This window comes from Sphingomonas sp. OTU376 (assembly GCF_038440415.1).
GTDB lineage: Bacteria > Pseudomonadota > Alphaproteobacteria > Sphingomonadales > Sphingomonadaceae > Sphingomonas > Sphingomonas kyeonggiensis_A.
The window spans coordinates 35,801-50,866 of the sequence record NZ_JASATQ010000007.1; the positions used below are offsets into that span (position 1 = coordinate 35,801).

Annotated in this window: 16 protein-coding genes; 8 read left to right on the forward strand and 8 right to left on the reverse strand. The window is 66.6% G+C overall.

Annotated features, from left to right (window positions below; translation table 11 throughout):
* The first annotated feature begins 23 nt into the window (after positions 1-23).
* Positions 24-1,601, forward strand: coding sequence for a lysine--tRNA ligase (locus AAHM44_RS04810; protein ID WP_342249241.1), 1,578 nt, complete (start codon positions 24-26; stop codon positions 1,599-1,601).
* Complete coding sequence (nhaA, locus tag AAHM44_RS04815; protein ID WP_342249242.1) at positions 1,598-2,779, forward strand: Na+/H+ antiporter NhaA; 1,182 nt, start codon at positions 1,598-1,600, stop codon at positions 2,777-2,779. Before AAHM44_RS04810 ends, nhaA begins: the two co-directional genes overlap by 4 nt.
* Here the strand turns inward: nhaA and AAHM44_RS04820 are convergent.
* Positions 2,680-3,864, reverse strand: a complete 1,185-nt coding sequence (locus AAHM44_RS04820; RefSeq protein ID WP_342249243.1) for an MFS transporter — start codon at positions 3,862-3,864, stop codon at positions 2,680-2,682. The two genes, nhaA and AAHM44_RS04820, sit on opposite strands and share 100 nt — an antisense overlap.
* Positions 3,865-4,060: 196 nt before the next feature.
* Here AAHM44_RS04820 and AAHM44_RS04825 point away from each other — a divergent pair, with 196 nt between their 5' ends.
* Positions 4,061-5,296, forward strand: a complete 1,236-nt coding sequence (locus tag AAHM44_RS04825) for an MFS transporter (RefSeq protein WP_342249244.1) — start codon at positions 4,061-4,063, stop codon at positions 5,294-5,296.
* Here the strand turns inward: AAHM44_RS04825 and AAHM44_RS04830 are convergent.
* The 3 genes from AAHM44_RS04830 to AAHM44_RS04840 form a co-directional block, all read right to left on the reverse strand.
* Positions 5,293-5,754: a hypothetical protein gene (locus tag AAHM44_RS04830; protein WP_342249245.1), complete on the reverse strand. Its 462-nt coding sequence runs from the start codon at positions 5,752-5,754 to the stop codon at positions 5,293-5,295. The two genes, AAHM44_RS04825 and AAHM44_RS04830, sit on opposite strands and share 4 nt — an antisense overlap.
* Before the next feature lie 85 nt (positions 5,755-5,839).
* Positions 5,840-6,769, reverse strand: a complete 930-nt coding sequence (locus tag AAHM44_RS04835) for an electron transfer flavoprotein subunit alpha/FixB family protein (protein ID WP_269573345.1) — start codon at positions 6,767-6,769, stop codon at positions 5,840-5,842.
* On the reverse strand, positions 6,766-7,518 hold the full coding sequence (locus AAHM44_RS04840; RefSeq protein WP_342249246.1) for an electron transfer flavoprotein subunit beta/FixA family protein: 753 nt from the start codon (positions 7,516-7,518) through the stop codon (positions 6,766-6,768). Before AAHM44_RS04840 ends, AAHM44_RS04835 begins: the two co-directional genes overlap by 4 nt.
* Before the next feature lie 198 nt (positions 7,519-7,716).
* Between AAHM44_RS04840 and AAHM44_RS04845 the strand changes: the two genes are divergently transcribed.
* The gene (locus AAHM44_RS04845) at positions 7,717-8,175 is read left to right on the forward strand and encodes a hypothetical protein (protein ID WP_342249247.1); all 459 of its coding nucleotides are present in this window, start codon (positions 7,717-7,719) and stop codon (positions 8,173-8,175) included.
* 72 nt (positions 8,176-8,247) lie between these two features.
* Here AAHM44_RS04845 and sucC read toward each other — a convergent pair whose 3' ends face one another.
* The gene (gene sucC / locus AAHM44_RS04850; protein WP_269573342.1) at positions 8,248-9,450 is read right to left on the reverse strand and encodes an ADP-forming succinate--CoA ligase subunit beta; all 1,203 of its coding nucleotides are present in this window, start codon (positions 9,448-9,450) and stop codon (positions 8,248-8,250) included.
* A 167-nt stretch (positions 9,451-9,617) separates the two neighbouring features.
* Here sucC and AAHM44_RS04855 point away from each other — a divergent pair, with 167 nt between their 5' ends.
* The 4 genes from AAHM44_RS04855 to AAHM44_RS04870 are packed head-to-tail and all read left to right on the forward strand — an operon-like array spanning position 9,618 to position 13,306.
* On the forward strand, positions 9,618-10,115 hold the full coding sequence (locus AAHM44_RS04855; RefSeq protein WP_342249248.1) for a hypothetical protein: 498 nt from the start codon (positions 9,618-9,620) through the stop codon (positions 10,113-10,115).
* A gap of 23 nt (positions 10,116-10,138) precedes the next feature.
* Complete coding sequence (locus tag AAHM44_RS04860) at positions 10,139-10,639, forward strand: beta-carotene hydroxylase (RefSeq protein WP_342249249.1); 501 nt, start codon at positions 10,139-10,141, stop codon at positions 10,637-10,639.
* A 34-nt stretch (positions 10,640-10,673) separates the two neighbouring features.
* Positions 10,674-11,099, forward strand: a complete 426-nt coding sequence (gene msrB / locus AAHM44_RS04865; RefSeq protein ID WP_184163282.1) for a peptide-methionine (R)-S-oxide reductase MsrB — start codon at positions 10,674-10,676, stop codon at positions 11,097-11,099.
* A gap of 50 nt (positions 11,100-11,149) precedes the next feature.
* A complete protein-coding gene (locus AAHM44_RS04870; protein ID WP_269573339.1) occupies positions 11,150-13,306 on the forward strand; it encodes a transglycosylase domain-containing protein in 2,157 nt (718 codons plus the stop codon).
* Between the two features lie 36 nt (positions 13,307-13,342).
* Here AAHM44_RS04870 and AAHM44_RS04875 read toward each other — a convergent pair whose 3' ends face one another.
* Genes AAHM44_RS04875 through AAHM44_RS04885 form a run of 3 tightly spaced genes read right to left on the reverse strand, consistent with a single transcriptional unit; the run spans position 13,343 to position 15,029 of the window.
* The gene (locus tag AAHM44_RS04875; RefSeq protein WP_446745955.1) at positions 13,343-13,969 is read right to left on the reverse strand and encodes a M48 family metallopeptidase; all 627 of its coding nucleotides are present in this window, start codon (positions 13,967-13,969) and stop codon (positions 13,343-13,345) included.
* A gap of 44 nt (positions 13,970-14,013) precedes the next feature.
* On the reverse strand, positions 14,014-14,448 hold the full coding sequence (locus AAHM44_RS04880) for a YcgN family cysteine cluster protein (RefSeq protein ID WP_184163288.1): 435 nt from the start codon (positions 14,446-14,448) through the stop codon (positions 14,014-14,016).
* Positions 14,445-15,029 (reverse strand): SCO family protein, encoded by a 585-nt coding sequence (locus AAHM44_RS04885; protein WP_269573337.1) that lies wholly within the window; start codon positions 15,027-15,029, stop codon positions 14,445-14,447. The genes AAHM44_RS04880 and AAHM44_RS04885 overlap by 4 nt, the downstream gene beginning before the upstream one ends.
* Positions 15,030-15,066 lie beyond the last annotated feature (37 nt).

Consider the following 15,066-nt stretch of genomic DNA (forward strand, 5'->3'; position numbering starts at 1 on the left):
GTTTCGCGCACGCGCGACCGATCATGACAGACGATAGCATCCTGCGCGCAGCCGCACTCGAATCCAAGGCCTGGCCCTACGAAGAAGCGCGCAAGCTGGTGAAACGCTATCCGCAGGGCAAGCCCGACGGTTCGCCCGTGCTGTTCGAGACCGGCTACGGCCCCTCGGGCCTGCCGCATATCGGCACCTTCCAGGAAGTGCTGCGCACCACCATGGTGCGCCACGCCTATGAGGAGATGACCGGCAACAAGACGCGGCTGATCGCGTTCAGCGACGACATGGACGGCCTGCGCAAGGTGCCGGACAATGTGCCGAACCAGGCGCTGCTCGCCGAGCATCTCGGCAAGCCGCTGTCGCGCATCCCGGATCCGTTCGAGAAGTTCGAAAGCTTCGCCGCGCACAACAACGCGATGCTGCGCGAATTCCTCGATCGCTTCGGCTTCGAGTATGAATTCGCGTCCTCGACCGACTATTATGGCTCGGGCCGCTTCGACGAGACGCTGCGCAAGGTGCTGCGCAACTACCAGGCGATCATGGAGGTGATGCTGCCGACGCTGCGCGCCGAGCGCCAGGCGACCTATTCGCCGGTGCTGCCGGTGAGCCCGAAAAGCGGCGTCGTGCTGCAGGTGCCGGTGGAAGTGATCGATGCCGAGGCCGGCATCATCCGCTTCGAGGATGAAGGCGAGACGATCGAGCAGTCGATCTTCGGCGGCCAGGCCAAGCTTCAGTGGAAGCCCGACTGGGGCATGCGCTGGGCGGCTCTCGGCGTTGATTATGAGATGTACGGCAAGGATCTGATCGACAGCGGCGTGCAGAGCGGCAAGATCACCCAGGTGCTCGGCGGCAGGCGCCCCGAGGGGCTGATCTACGAGCTGTTCCTCGACGCCAAGGGCGAGAAGATCTCCAAGTCGAAGGGCAACGGTCTCTCCATCGAGGAATGGCTGACCTACGGGCCGGACGAGAGCCTGGCCTTCTACATCTATCGCGAGCCCAAGAAGGCGAAGTCGCTGCACCTGGGGCTGATCCCGCGCGCGATCGAGGAATATTGGCAGTTCCGCGCCAACTATCCGACCCAGGAGATCGCGCAGAAGCTGGGCAACCCGGTCCACCATATCCATGGAGGCAAGGTGCCGGCCGAAACGCTGCCGGTGACCTTCGGGCTGCTGCTCAACCTGGTCAGCCTGCCGGGCGTGGGCAATCGCGAGACGATCTGGGGCTTCCTGCGCCGCTATTCGCCGGACCTGTCGCCGGAGAGCCATCCCGAGCTCGACCGGATGGTCGGCTATGCGATCCGCTACGCTAAGGACTTCGTCGAGCCGACGCTGCAGCGCCGCGCGCCGAGCGAAGCCGAAGCGGGTGCGCTGCGCCAGCTCGACGCGCAGCTTGCCGAACTGCCCGAGGACGCCTCGGCCGAGGATATCCAGAACATCGTCTACGAGATCGGCAAGACCGATGCGTTCAAGAACCTCCGCGACTGGTTCAAGGCGCTCTACGAGACGCTGCTGGGCAGCGAGCAGGGGCCGCGCATGGGCAGTTTCATCGCGCTCTACGGGATCGAGAACAGCCGCAAGCTGATCACCGAGGCGCTGGCCAAGGCATGAGCCGCATCGCCGCCGCCACACGCGCCTTCATCGCGAGCGAGGCGGCGGGCGGCGTGGTGCTGATGGCGGCATCGGCGTGCGCGCTGATCGTCGCCAATTCGCCGCTGGCAGCGGATTATTTCCATGTGCTCCACGTGGAACTGGGGCCGCTCAGCCTGCATGGCTGGGTGAACGACGCGCTGATGGCGGTGTTCTTCCTGCTCGTTGGCCTGGAGATCAAGGCGGAGATCACCGAGGGCCAGCTCGCCAGTTGGTCACAGCGCACCCTGCCGGTGATCGCGGCGGCGAGCGGCATGGCAGTGCCGGCGCTGGTCTATATCGCCGTCACGGCCTCCGCACCCGGACTGACGCGCGGCTGGGCGATTCCGGCGGCAACCGACATCGCCTTTGCGATGGGGCTGCTCGGGCTGCTCGGCAAGCGCGCGCCGGCATCGCTCAAGCTCCTGCTCACCACCATCGCGATCGTCGACGACATGGGCGCGGTGATCATCATCGCGCTGGCCTATACCGCCAAGCTCAACCTGGTCGCGCTGGCCGGCGCGGGCGTGGTGCTGGCAGCGATGCTCGCCTGCAGCCGCATGCGGGTGACACGGCTCGGGCCCTATCTGGTGCTGGCGGCGCTGCTGTGGCTCTGCGTCTTCGCCTCCGGCGTGCATGCGACCATCGCGGGCGTGGCGGCGGCGCTGGCGATCCCCCGCGCCGCCGGACTGAAGCTCGAACATGCGCTCAACCCCTGGGTGGCGTTCGGAATCGTGCCGCTGTTCGGCTTCGCCAATGCGGGCGTGGCGCTGCCCGGATGGGAGGCACTGCTGGCGCCGCTGCCGCTCGCCGTCGCGCTCGGGCTGTTCGCCGGCAAGCAGGTCGGCGTGTTCGGAAGCATATGGCTGGCGGTGAAGGCCGGCATCGCCCCGAAGCCACATGCGCGCTGGGGGCAGATCTATGGCATGGCGCTGCTCGCCGGCATCGGCTTCACGATGAGCCTGTTCATCGGCGGGCTGGCCTTCCCGGGCAACGCCGTGCTGACCGACCAGGTGAAGATCGGCGTGCTCGCCGGATCGCTCCTGTCGGCGCTGGCCGGTTACCTGGTCCTGCGCTCGACCAGCACCGCTACCACCAGCACACCGAACCCGCCGAGCGAGAGCAGCGCACCGACCCAGCCGGTCGACGTCCAGCCATAGCCGGCGGCGATCGCAAGACCGCCCAGCCAGGGGCCGAGCGCATTGGCGGTGTTGAAAGCGGAGTGGTTGAGCGAAGCTGCGAGCCCCTGGGCTTCGCCGGCCACGTCCATCAACCGGGTCTGCAGCACCGCGCCGAGCGCGCCGAGGAACCCTATCGCGAAGATATCGAGCGCGATGCTCCATAGCTGATGCGCGGCGAGCGGATAGAAGGCGAGCGCAACCGCACTGCCGAGCAGCAGCACCGCGGCAGTGGGCATCAGCGCCCGGTCGGCGAACTTGGGCACGATGATGCTGCCCAGCGTCGCGCCCATGCCGAAGATCGCCAGCACCAGTGGGATCATCGCCGGCGACGCCTTGGTCACCTCGAGCATGGTCGAAGCGACATAGGTGTAGACGCAGAACATGCCGCCAAAACCGATCGCGCTGATGCCGAGCGTGAGCCACACTTGGCCATTGGCGAGCGCGCCGAGCTCCTTGAGCGGGCTCGCGCCATGCTGGGGCGGATCGCGCGGGGCGAGCGCCGCGACCAGCACCACCGTCGCCAGTGCCAGCACGCCGACCACGACAAAGCCCCAGCGCCAGCCGACTGCCTGGCCCAGCCAGTTGGCGAGCGGCACGCCGAGGATCGTCGCCACCGTGAGGCCGAGCATCATCCTGCCAACTGCCTGCGACCGCTTGTTCATCGGCACCAGCGAAGCGGCGACCAGTGCAGCGATGCCGAAATAGGCACCGTGCGGCAGGCCGGAGAGGAAGCGGAACAGCAGCAGCCAGTGATAATTGGGCGCCGCCGCGCTCAGCGTGTTGAACAGGGCGAAGGCGCCCATCAGCAGGAGCAGCGTGAAACGGCGCGACAGCTTGGCCGCACCCACCGCAATCAGCGGCGCGCCAACCACCACGCCCAGCGCATAGGCGCTGATGACATGGCCGGCCGAAGGCGCGTCGATGCCGAGCCCCTGCGCCATGTACGGCACCAGGCTCATCGTTGCGAACTCGGTGGTGCCGATGGCAAAGCCGCCCATCGCGAGCGCGAAATGGACGAGGCCGACATTATGGGTCGGTGCGCTGGTGCTGGTGGGGGCGTGCATTGGCGCCCAAGTGGCCATGCTGCACTGCAGCGTCAATGCCTGTAGGGCGCAACATACGAATGCAGAAACTGCATTTGTCCAGGCCGGCTTCAACGAGCCACCGCATCCCCTCGCCAAGCTTGCCCTATAAGGAACTGTAACTGCGAAAAATGCAGGTGCGCCGTGCACTTGAGAGGCGCAGGCGCGTTGGCGGACGATGACTGAAACTGGCGGCTATTCCAGCGGCACTCCCGGATACAGGCGCCTGACGCTCGCGATGCTGTTCGCCGGCTTCTCGACCTTCTCGCTGCTCTATTCCGCCCAGCCGCTGCTGCCGCTGTTCGCCGGCGAATTCCATCTGAGCGCCGAGGTCGCCAGCCTCGCCATCTCGCTCGCGACCGGACCGCTCGCGGTGGCGATCGTCGTTGCCGGCATGCTCTCCGATAAGCTCGGGCGGAGGCCGCTGATGGTAGGCGCGATGTTCGGCGCGGGGTTGCTGACCATGCTGACCGGCCTGGCGCCGGGCTGGGACGCGCTGCTGGCCTTGCGCTTCCTCACCGGTATCGCGCTGGCCGGCATGCCGGCGGTCGCCATGGCCTATGTCAGCGAGGAGATCGAGCCGCGCTCGGTGGGGCCGGCGATGGGCCTCTATATCGCGGGCAGCGGGATCGGCGGCATGGCCGGACGCCTGGGCGTGAGCCTCATCACCGAACTGGTCGACTGGCGCTGGGTGCTGATCGGAGTGGGGCTGGCCGGGCTGGCAACGGCCGAGGGCTTTCGCCGTCTCGCCCCGCGCTCCCGCCGCTTCGTGGCGCAGGAAGTCCATCCCAGCGCCGTGATCGCCGCCGGACGTGGCCTGTTCCGCGACCGCGCCATGCCTTTGCTCTATGCCGAGGCGTTCCTGCTGATGGGCGTGTTCGTCACCATCTACAATTATGTCGGCTTCCGCCTGCTCGCGCCGCCCTTCGGGCTGAGCCATGCGGCGATCGGCGCGATCTTCCTGCTCTATCTGCTCGGCTCGGTAAGCTCGACCTGGTTCGGACATTTGGCAGAGAAGCGCGGACGCCGGCTGATCTTCTGGATCCCGACTGCGATGCTGCTGGTCGGCGTGGCGCTGACTGCCTCGACCTGGCTGGCCCTGGTGGTGGCGGGGATCGGCATCGTCACTATCGGCTTTTTCGGCGCCCATTCGATCGCCTCGAGCTGGGTCGGCAGGCGCGCACGGGCCAGCCGGGGGCAAGCGGCGGCCTTCTACCTGTTCTTCTACTATCTGGGATCGAGCGTGCTCGGCTCGGCGGGAGGCTTTGCCTGGACCGGCTGGGGCTGGGGCGGCGTTGCCCTCTATTGCGGGGTGCTGACCGTGCTCGCGCTGGCCATTGCTGCCAAGCTCTCGACCATCCCACCGCTGCCGTTGCCCGAGGTCACGCCGCCGCGAGCGATGGGAACGGACTAGGCATCGAAATCCCCTTCCGCCTTCAACACCACCAGCGGCTCCAGGCACGCCGAAGGATTGCCGCCTTCTCGGCCGATCTCGCGCGAAAGGCAGGCACCGGCAGCCTGCACCAACCTGATCCGCTCGGCATAGCGCCGCGCCTCGCAGATCGCCGCGAAGCTGCCCGATGACGGACCATTGGCACCGGTCATGACCCCGACCAGCCCGCATTCGCGCTGGATATAGCCACGCCAGCCGGCGAGCAGCGCGGCGACGCTTTCGGCGGGAAAGGCATTGCCGTGCGAGGGCGGAAGCTGCGCGACCTGGCGCAGCAGCACGGCATCGGCGCGATCGAGTTGTTTCGCCGCCTTCACCGCCTCCATCTGGTCGCGACGCAATTCGTCGATCGACTGGGCCCGCACCGGCAGGACCGGGAACAGCGCCAGAGCAGCAAGCAGGGGAGCAAGTCGTCCTATCATGGGGGACGACTATGCCGGGACCTGAACAAAACAAAAGGGGGCGTTCCGGCGAGGAACACCCCTATATTGTTCGCCCGAGAAGGGATCAGAGCTTCTCGGTCAGCTCCGGGACGATCTTGAACAGGTCGCCGACCAGGCCGATGTCCGCGACCTGGAAGATCGGGGCATCCTCGTCCTTGTTGATCGCGATGATCGTCTTGGAGTCCTTCATGCCGGCGAGGTGCTGGATCGCACCCGAGATGCCGATCGCGACATAGACTTCCGGAGCGACGATCTTGCCGGTCTGGCCGACCTGATAGTCGTTCGGGGCATAGCCCGCGTCCACCGCGGCGCGCGAGGCGCCGACGGCGGCGCCGAGCTTGTCCGCCAGCGGATCGATCTGCGCGTGGAACTGCTCCGACGAGCCGAGCGCGCGGCCGCCCGAGACGATCACCTTGGCGCTGGTCAGCTCCGGACGCTCCGACTTGGCGATCTCGGCACCCGCGAAGGTGGAGAGGCCCTTGTCGCCTTCGCCCGATACGGCTTCGATCGCGCCCGAACCGCCGGTGGCCGCCGCCTTGGGGAAGGCGGTGCCGCGCACGGTGATCACCAGCTTCTTGTCGCTGGTCTGCACGGTGGCGATCGCGTTGCCGGCGTAGATCGGACGGGTGAAGGTGTCGGCACCCTCGACCGAGAGGATATCCGAGATCTGCATCACGTCGAGCGCGGCAGCCACGCGCGGCGCGATGTTCTTGCCGGTGGTGGTCGCCGGGAAGAGGACCGCGTCGTGCGTGCCCATCAGCGACACGATCAGCGGCGCGATGTTCTCTGCCAGGAAATGCTCATAAGCCGCGTCATCGGCGACATGGACCTTGCCCACGCCTTCGATCGCCGCCGCCGCCTGGGCAACGCCATCGACGCCCTTGCCGGCGACGAGGAGATGGACTTCACCGAGCTTCGCCGCAGCGGTGACCGCCGAGAGGGTGGCGTCCTTCAGGCTCTGATTGTCGTGCTCGACCCAAACCAGCGTCTTCATTTCGCGACTCCCAGACCCTTGAGCTTTTCGACCAGCTCGTCGACCGAGCCCACCTTGATGCCGGCCGTGCGCTTGGCCGGCTCGACGACCTTGAGCGTCTTGAGGCGCGGGGTGACATCGACGCCGTAATCCGCGACGGTCTTCTTCGCGACCGGCTTGGACTTGGCCTTCATGATGTTCGGCAGCGTGGCGTAGCGCGGCTCGTTGAGGCGAAGATCGGTGGTGACGATCGCCGGCAGCTTGAGATCCACGGTCTCGAGGCCACCATCGACTTCGCGGGTGACCTGTACGCCGTTGCCGCCCAGTTCGACCTTCGAGGCGAAGGTGCCCTGGGGCCAGCCGAGCAGCGCGGCGAGCATCTGGCCGGTCTGGTTGCTGTCGTCGTCGATCGCCTGCTTGCCGAGGATGATCAGCCCGGGCTGCTCTTCTTCCGCGACCTTGGCGAGGAGCTTGGCGACGGCCAGCGGCTCGATTTCGTCATCGGTCTGGATCAGGATGCCGCGATCGGCGCCCATGGCGCGTGCGGTGAGCAGCACATCGGTCTCCGCCTTGGCGACGCCGATGGTGACGACGACCACCTCGGTCGCGGCGCCCTTTTCCTTGAGGCGCACGGCTTCCTCGATCGCGATCTCGTCGAACGGGTTCATGCTCATCTTGACGTTGGCGAGATCGACCCCCGTCCCATCCGCCTTCACGCGGGGCTTCACATTGTAGTCAAGCACGCGCTTGACCGGCACCAGAACTTTCATCGAAATCCTCTCCATCGCTGGAAGAACGGCAATGCCAACCGCTAATGCCCGAGATTCCGGCCAAGTCCACCCCAAACAGTGATAGGGCATACCCAATCATCGAAAAATCGGTGCGGATGGCCGTTTTGCCGAGGCACCGCGAGTTCACCCGAAATTCAGACGCGAACATGCAGCTTCGTGAAGAAAGGGAGAGGACAGATGGGGAAGTACCAGCTGATCATCGGAGCAGCGCTGGCCGCAAGCGTCGCCACCGCGCCCGCGCTTGCGCAGGATGCGCCGGTTTCCGCCAAGGAGAAGAAGCCGCCCGCAACCATCGCCAGGCCGGGCGGCGCGGTCTCGTCGAGCTATGCGCGCTGCGCGCCCGGCAGCCCGATCGGCGGCATCGTGGTGAAGGGCGGGGTGAACCCGACCAGGCGGGAGGGCGCGGCCGAGCCCGAATGCCAGTCCACGACGGACGGCGAAGCGGTGGAGGGCCGAACCTATACCGGCGGCCGGCGCAACCAGGACGCGCCCGCAGCTGCGGTTGAGGCGACGGCGGCCGGGGACATGCCTGCGCGCCTGTCGATGACGCCGACCACGGCCAAGGCAGTCACGCCATCCGCGCCGGCGGGCAAGAGCATTAGCGAGAAGGGCTTGCCCACATCGAAGCCGCACTGAACGAAAAGGGCGGGAGAGACCCGGTCTCTCCCGCCCCTTCGATCCAGGACGACTGTCAGCCAGTCAGGTCGCTCAGGCGGCGACCTTCTTGACCTCGGCCACGATCTTCTTGGCGGCGTCGCCCAGATCGTTGGCGGGGACGATCGCCAGGCCCGAATTGGCCAAGATGTCCTTGCCCTGCTGGACGTTGGTGCCCTCGAGGCGCACGACCAGCGGCACCGAGAGGTTCACTTCCTTCGCCGCGGCGACAATGCCCTCGGCGATGATGTCGCAGCGCATGATGCCGCCGAAGATGTTGACCAGGATGCCCTTCACCGCCGGATCGCTCAGGATGATCTTGAACGCCGCGGTGACCTTCTCCTTGTTGGCGCCACCGCCCACGTCGAGGAAGTTGGCCGGGAACATGCCGTTGAGCTTGATGATGTCCATCGTGGCCATCGCCAGGCCAGCGCCGTTGACCATGCAGCCGATGTCGCCGTCGAGCTTGATGTAGGCGAGGTCGTACTTCGACGCCTCGAGCTCCATCGGATCCTCTTCCGACTCGTCGCGCAGCTCGGCGAGGTCCTTGTGGCGGAACATCGCGTTCGAATCGAAGCCGACCTTGGCGTCGAGGACGAGGAGGTTGCCCTGCTCGGTCAGCGCGAGCGGGTTGACTTCGATCTGCGCGGCATCGGTCGCCAGGAAGGCGGCGAACAGCGACGACGCGACCTTGGCGGCCTGCTTGCCCTGGTCGCCGGTCAGGCCCAGCGCGGCAGCGACGGCGCGGCCGTGGTGCGGCATGAAGCCGGTCGCGGGATCGACGTCGAAAGTGTGGATCTTCTCGGGAGTCGAATGCGCGACTTCCTCGATGTCCATGCCGCCCTCGGTCGAGACGACAAAGGCGACGCGGCCGGTGACGCGGTCGACGAGGAGCGCGAGGTAGAACTCCTTCGCGATGTCGGCGCCGTCGGTGATGTAGAGGCGGTTGACCTGCTTGCCATGCTCACCGGTCTGGATCGTCACCAGCGTGTTGCCGAGCATGTCGGTGGCGTGGGCACGGACCTCGTCCAGCGAGAAGGCGAGGCGGACGCCGCCCTTCGCATCGGGGCCGAGCTCCTTGAACTTGCCCTTGCCGCGGCCGCCGGCATGGATCTGCGACTTCACGACGAAGAGCGGTCCGGGCAGCTTCTTGGCGGCCTCGACGGCCTCCTCGACGGTGAACGCGGCGAAGCCGGCAGCGATCGGCGCGCCATACTTGGCGAGCAGTTCCTTGGCCTGATATTCATGGATGTTCATGGGACGCGCCCTCGTCTTTTGTGGCGGGAAGGAGTTTGCGGGTGCCTTAAGCACGGCGCGCGCGCGAATCCAAATCTTTTCGCAGTAAATGCGATTGCGACAAACTTGCAATAAGTCGTCGTAAAGCCGGTATGGCGGGAAGTGCCGCCCACCGCTAGGAAATCGCCATGACCCTCGTCCTTGCCGCTGCACTGCTGCTCTCGCCCTCTGCCGAACCTGGTGTTGCCCATCAGGCGCTCGACCGGCTCATCGGGTGCTGGGACGCGCCGGGCGAAGTGATGGGCAAGCGCGTCGCGACTCGGGTGCGGGCCGCGTGGCGGCTGGGCGGGCGCTACCTGCTGCTGGAATCGCACGGCCTCGATCCGGCCGATCCCTATGACGCGGCGATCATGATCGGTGACCATGACGGGGACAGGCTAAGCGCGTGGTGGATGGACAGTTTCGGCGCGGGCTACAGCGCCGCCGGCAAGGGCCAGGCCGACAAGGCCGGCGCCATCGCGATCGACTATGCCTATCCCGATGCGCTCTACGCCGATCGGCTGACGCCGCAGGGCAAGGGCTGGCGCTGGACGATCACCGAGCGCAAGCTCGACGGCAGCGAGAAGCCCTTTGCCAGCTATACGCTGAGCCCGGCCAAATGCGACGGCACGGCCTTCGCCTTCTGAGCCGGAACGCCTATCTAATGCTCATGTCGCCCTGGATCGGCCTTGCCCTGTTCCTTGCCACGCTCGCCGGGATGGAGCTGTTCGCCTGGGCGATGCACCGCTGGGTGATGCACGGCCCGGGCTGGTTCCTGCACGAGAGCCACCACCGTGCCCGCACCGGCTGGTTCGAGTGGAACGACCTCTACGCGGTGATCTTCGCGGTGCCCTCGATCATCCTGATCTATGGCGGCGTACAGGCGGGCTGGTGGCCTGGTTCCACGTGGATCGGTGCCGGAATCGCCGGCTATGGCGCGATCTATTTCGGCTTCCACGACGTGATCGTCCACCAGCGGGTGCGCCATCGCTATGTCCCGCGCTCGCGCTACATGAAGCGGATCGTCCAGGCGCACCGACTGCATCACGCGGTCGAATCCAGGCAAGGCGCGGTCAGCTTCGGCTTCCTCTGGGCCGCGCCCGCCGACGAGCTGAAGCGCCAGCTCAAGGCCCGTGGCAGTTCGGCCCGCATCCGCACGAACCCGGATTGACGACTCATCCAGTGCCGGACACATGCTTGTGTCCATGGAGCATCTGAACCTCCCCGAGTCCGAATGGCGCAAGCGCCTCAACCCGGAACAGTTTCACGTGCTGCGAGAGGCCGGGACCGAACCCGCCTTTTCCGGCCGCTTTACCGACAACAAGGCCGATGGCCTGTATCTCTGTGCCGGCTGCAAGCTCGAGTTGTTCGACAGCGCCGACAAATATGATTCGGGATCGGGCTGGCCCAGCTTCACCCGGCCGCTCGATTCGGAGAACGTCACCGAGCATGCCGATGTCAGCCATGGCATGCGCCGCGTCGAACTGCGCTGCGCCCGTTGCGACGGGCATCAGGGCCATGTCTTTCCCGACGGGCCGCCGCCGACCGGCCTGCGCTACTGCATCAACTCGGCCAGCCTCGATTTTCGTTCACGTGGTGGCAACCACAATGCCGCTAGCGACCGGGCTTGAGCGCCTGATCCTTGTGAGCGGGCCGAATAGGGCTTAATCGCACTCCCCCGATGCCATCGAAAAACCTGCCAGCCGTGATCCGCACGCCCAAATGGCGTGACCTTGCCTTCTGGAAGCGCCTTGCCTTCTGGACTCTGATCAGCGGGGGCAGCCTGGCGCTGCTTGCATTCATCGCGCTGCTGATCGCAGTCTATTCGACCAAGTCGACGCTGCCGAGCTTCGACGAACTCAAGTCGTCGCCGAACGGCCAGATGATCCGCGTCCATGCCGCGGACGGCACCGTGCTGGTCTCGCTCGGGCCGAGCTATGGCGAGTGGATCAAGTACGACCAGATCCCGCAGGTGATGAAGGACGCGATCATCGCCACCGAGGATCGCCGCTTCGAATCGCACTGGGGCGTCGATCCGGTCGGTGTCGCCCGCATGTTCTGGCGCGCCAAGCAGCTGCATGACGAAGGCCGGCGCCTCCAGGGCGGCTCGACCATCACCCAGCAGGTGGCACGCACCATCTTCCTGTCGAACAAGTATGATCTCGGCCGCAAGGTGCGCGAAGGCATCATCGCGCTGTCGATGGAGCGCAAGTTCACCAAGAACGAGATTCTCGAGCTCTATCTCAACAAGGTCTATTTCGGCGGCGGCGCCTATGGGATCGACGCGGCGAGCCGGAAGTTCTTCGGCCATCCGGCGACGAATCTGAGCCTGGCCGAGGCGGCGGTGATCGCCGGCCTGGTCAAGGCGCCGTCGCATTATTCGCCCACCGCCGACGCCGACGCTGCGATCGGCCGCGCCAGCGTAGTGCTCGACCTGATGGCCGAGACCGGCAAGATCACCGAGGCGCAGGCCAAGGGCACCGATCCGCGCACCGTGGCACTTGCGCCCGAACCCAAGCAGAACAGCGTACGCTACTTCACCGACTGGGCGCTGCCGCAGCTCGAAGTGCTGATCGACGAGACCGAAGCGCCGCTCGAGGTGTGGACCACGCTCGACCTGGGCATGCAGCGCGCCGCCGATGACGCGATCCGCGCCAATGCCCCGAAGAACGCGCAGGGTGCGCTGGTCAGCCTCGACCGCGACGGCGCCGTCCGCGCAATGGTCGGCGGCAAGGACTATGTCGCCTCGATCTACAACCGCGCGACCCAGGCGACGCGCCAGCCGGGCTCGGCGTTCAAGCTGTTCGTCTATCTCGCCGCGCTGGAATCGGGCCACAAGCCCGACGACCTGGTGGTCGACGAGCCGGTGACGATCAATGGCTGGAGCCCCCGCAACAGCTCGGGCGCGTTCCGCGGCGAGATGAACATCCGCACCGCCTTCGCCTATTCGGTCAATACGATCGCGGCGAAGCTCGGCCAGGAGGTCGGCTTCGGCGCGATCGCCGACATGGCGCGCCGCTTCGGCATCACCACGCCGGTGGACACGCATCCGGCGATGGTGCTCGGCACTTCGGACGTGCGCCTGATCGACATGACCCGCGCCTTCGCCTCGGTGGCGAACAAGGGCGTGGCGGTGACGCCCTATGGCATCACTCGAGTGACTGCGAACGGCGCGGTGATCTACCAGCACGAGGTGGACACCAGCCATGTGCTCGTCGCGCCTTATGTCGCGGCGCAAATGACCGACCTGATGCAGACCGCGGTCGCCACCGGCACCGGGCGCGCCGCGCAGATCGGCCGCCCGGTCGCAGGCAAGACCGGCACCACCACTTCGAACAAGGACGGCTGGTTCGTCGGCTTCTCCTCGGGCCTTACCACGGGCGTTTGGATGGGCCGCGACGATGCCAGGGTCGTCCCCGGCCTGCAGGGCGGCACCGCCCCGGCGCGTGCCTTCCATGACTTCATGATCAAGGCCGTGGCCAAGCGCCCGGTCGAGCAGTTCGACACCCAGGTGACCCTGCCCGAGTACCAGCTCGACGAAGAGAACGCCGCCTATGGCGAGCCCGACAATGGCGTGTTCGTCGATGAGGACGGCAATCCGGTGCCCGAAGACCAGCAGCCGCGCGGCGACGGCACCGAACAGGTCCAGCCGATTCCCGGCCAGCAGGGCGGCCAGGGCGACGAGCAGCTCGACCAGGACTGGATCGACCGGATGACCGGCCGCCGTCCCTCGGCGCCTGCGCAGCCACAGCGCGATCCCCGGGACACACCGCGCGACGCGCCGCGCCAGCAGGCGCCCCAGCCGCGGGACGCGGCGCCTCGCGGCGAACAGCAATAACACTTTGTGAGCCCCCTCCCGGAAAGGGAGGGGAAATTACCGCCCGTACCAGTGCAGCCCGGCACCGTTGCGCTTGAGCCAGGCCCGGGCCCGCTCGGGATCGCCCTCGTAGAGCTCGGCCACCACCCGGTGAAACGCTGGCGAGTGGTTCATATGGATGCGGTGCGCCACTTCATGCGCCACCGTGGAGCGGCGGACGAAACTCGGGGCGAGCAGCAGCCGCCAGCTGTAGCGAATCTGGCCCGACGAAGCGCAGCTGCCCCAGCGGCCGCGCGGATCGCCGATCGATACCTTGGTGACCGTCACCCCGGCACGCTCGGCATATTCGGCGGTTTCCTCGCTCAGCAGATCGAGCGCCGCCTGGCGGAGCCAGCGCTCGATGCGCTTCTCCAACCCCTCGCGCGGGCCACCGCAGAGCAGCTGGTCGCCGATCAGGCGCGGGGTGCGGCCGGCACCGGTCGCGGGCCAGACGATCTCCACTTCGGCATCGCCGATCGGAATCCGCGCGCCCGGCTCGAACGGCCGTGCCTCGGGCATCTTGGCCTGCTGCGCCGCAATCCAGCCCTGATGCTCACGCGCCCAGTCCATCGCCTTCTTGAGCGAAGCGCGTGGCGGCAAAGTGAGCTTTATCCGGCCACTGCGCGGATCGACCGAGAGCCGCATCCGCCGCGAGCGGGCGTTGCGGACCACCTCGATCTCGGGGTCGCTCAAAGCTCGCGGTCCACCAGGTGATGCTCGAAGTCGATCACGTCGTCCTCGCTGACCGTCCAGCCGCGAGTCGATTCACCGGCCTTGTGGACGGCTTCGGGATCGCCGCTCACGAGATAGTGCCAGTCGGGCAGCGGCTTGCCCTCGCTGCGCAGGCGATAGGCACAGGTGGAGGGAAGCCACTCGATCTCGGGCACGTTGCGCACCGTCAGCCGCACGCATTCGGGGACATAGGCGTGGCGGTGCTTGTAGTCCGAACAGCGCCCCATCCGCCGATCGAGCAGGCGGCAGGCGACGTTGGTGGCGTGCAGCTCACCCGTCTCCTCATCCTCCAGCTTGTGGATGCAGCATTTGCCGCAGCCGTCGCAAAGGGCTTCCCATTGCGCACGGTCGAGCTTTTCCAGCGGCAGGTCTTCCCAGAATTTCCCGGTCATTTCACCCAGTGTTCGAGCTCCGCCACAAGGGCCGGAGCATCCTTCTCGATCGGCAGCGACGTGATTGGCTTGCCGTCCCGGTCCATCAGATAGGCAATCTGGCTGTGTCCTACCAGATAGGCGCCGCCCGGACCGGGTGCTTCCTTCTTGGCATAGACCGCATATTGCCTGGTAACCGCCTGGATCGCCGCCGGAGTGCCGGTGAGCCCGACGATCCGGTCGTCGAAATTGCGGACGAACTCGCCGACCACCTTGGGCGTGTCGCGCTCGGGATCGACGGTGATGAAGATCGGCACGATCGCCTTCGCCTTGTCCGGCGCCTGCTTGTCGAGCGTCTTCATCGCCTGGCCGATCTTGAGCATGTCGTTCGGGCAGATGTCCGGGCACCAGGTGTACCCGAAATAGACGATGCGATATTTGCCGGCGAAATCGCCGTCGCGAACCGTCTTGCCCGCGGGATCGGTGAGCGCGAACGGCCCGCCGATCCGCGCCCCGGCCAGCGGGGGCTCATCGGCCGCGCCGCCGCTGCAGCCTGAGACGATCAGTAGCAAAGGCGCAAAGGCCTGAAATATCCTGCTCATGGTATCGCCAGCCATGATCTGATAGTTCGGGGCTTGC

Excerpts from the sequence above, each read along its gene's own strand:
- AAHM44_RS04840 (WP_342249246.1), bottom strand. The coding sequence starts at position 7,518 with ATGAAAGTTCTGGTGCCGGTCAAGCGCGTGCTTGACTACAATGTGAAG.
- AAHM44_RS04860 (WP_342249249.1), top strand. The coding sequence starts at position 10,139 with ATGTCGCCCTGGATCGGCCTTGCCCTGTTCCTTGCCACGCTCGCCGGG.
- msrB (WP_184163282.1), top strand. The coding sequence starts at position 10,674 with ATGGAGCATCTGAACCTCCCCGAGTCCGAATGGCGCAAGCGCCTCAAC.
- AAHM44_RS04870 (WP_269573339.1), top strand. The coding sequence starts at position 11,150 with ATGCCATCGAAAAACCTGCCAGCCGTGATCCGCACGCCCAAATGGCGT.
- AAHM44_RS04825 (WP_342249244.1), top strand. The coding sequence starts at position 4,061 with ATGACTGAAACTGGCGGCTATTCCAGCGGCACTCCCGGATACAGGCGC.
- AAHM44_RS04810 (WP_342249241.1), top strand. The coding sequence starts at position 24 with ATGACAGACGATAGCATCCTGCGCGCAGCCGCACTCGAATCCAAGGCC.
- AAHM44_RS04835 (WP_269573345.1), bottom strand. The coding sequence starts at position 6,769 with ATGAAGACGCTGGTTTGGGTCGAGCACGACAATCAGAGCCTGAAGGAC.
- AAHM44_RS04830 (WP_342249245.1), bottom strand. The coding sequence starts at position 5,754 with ATGATAGGACGACTTGCTCCCCTGCTTGCTGCTCTGGCGCTGTTCCCG.
- AAHM44_RS04875 (WP_446745955.1), bottom strand. The coding sequence starts at position 13,969 with ATGCGGCTCTCGGTCGATCCGCGCAGTGGCCGGATAAAGCTCACTTTG.
- sucC (WP_269573342.1), bottom strand. The coding sequence starts at position 9,450 with ATGAACATCCATGAATATCAGGCCAAGGAACTGCTCGCCAAGTATGGC.
- AAHM44_RS04885 (WP_269573337.1), bottom strand. The coding sequence starts at position 15,029 with ATGAGCAGGATATTTCAGGCCTTTGCGCCTTTGCTACTGATCGTCTCA.
- AAHM44_RS04845 (WP_342249247.1), top strand. The coding sequence starts at position 7,717 with ATGGGGAAGTACCAGCTGATCATCGGAGCAGCGCTGGCCGCAAGCGTC.
- AAHM44_RS04880 (WP_184163288.1), bottom strand. The coding sequence starts at position 14,448 with ATGACCGGGAAATTCTGGGAAGACCTGCCGCTGGAAAAGCTCGACCGT.
- AAHM44_RS04855 (WP_342249248.1), top strand. The coding sequence starts at position 9,618 with ATGACCCTCGTCCTTGCCGCTGCACTGCTGCTCTCGCCCTCTGCCGAA.
- AAHM44_RS04820 (WP_342249243.1), bottom strand. The coding sequence starts at position 3,864 with ATGCACGCCCCCACCAGCACCAGCGCACCGACCCATAATGTCGGCCTC.
- nhaA (WP_342249242.1), top strand. The coding sequence starts at position 1,598 with ATGAGCCGCATCGCCGCCGCCACACGCGCCTTCATCGCGAGCGAGGCG.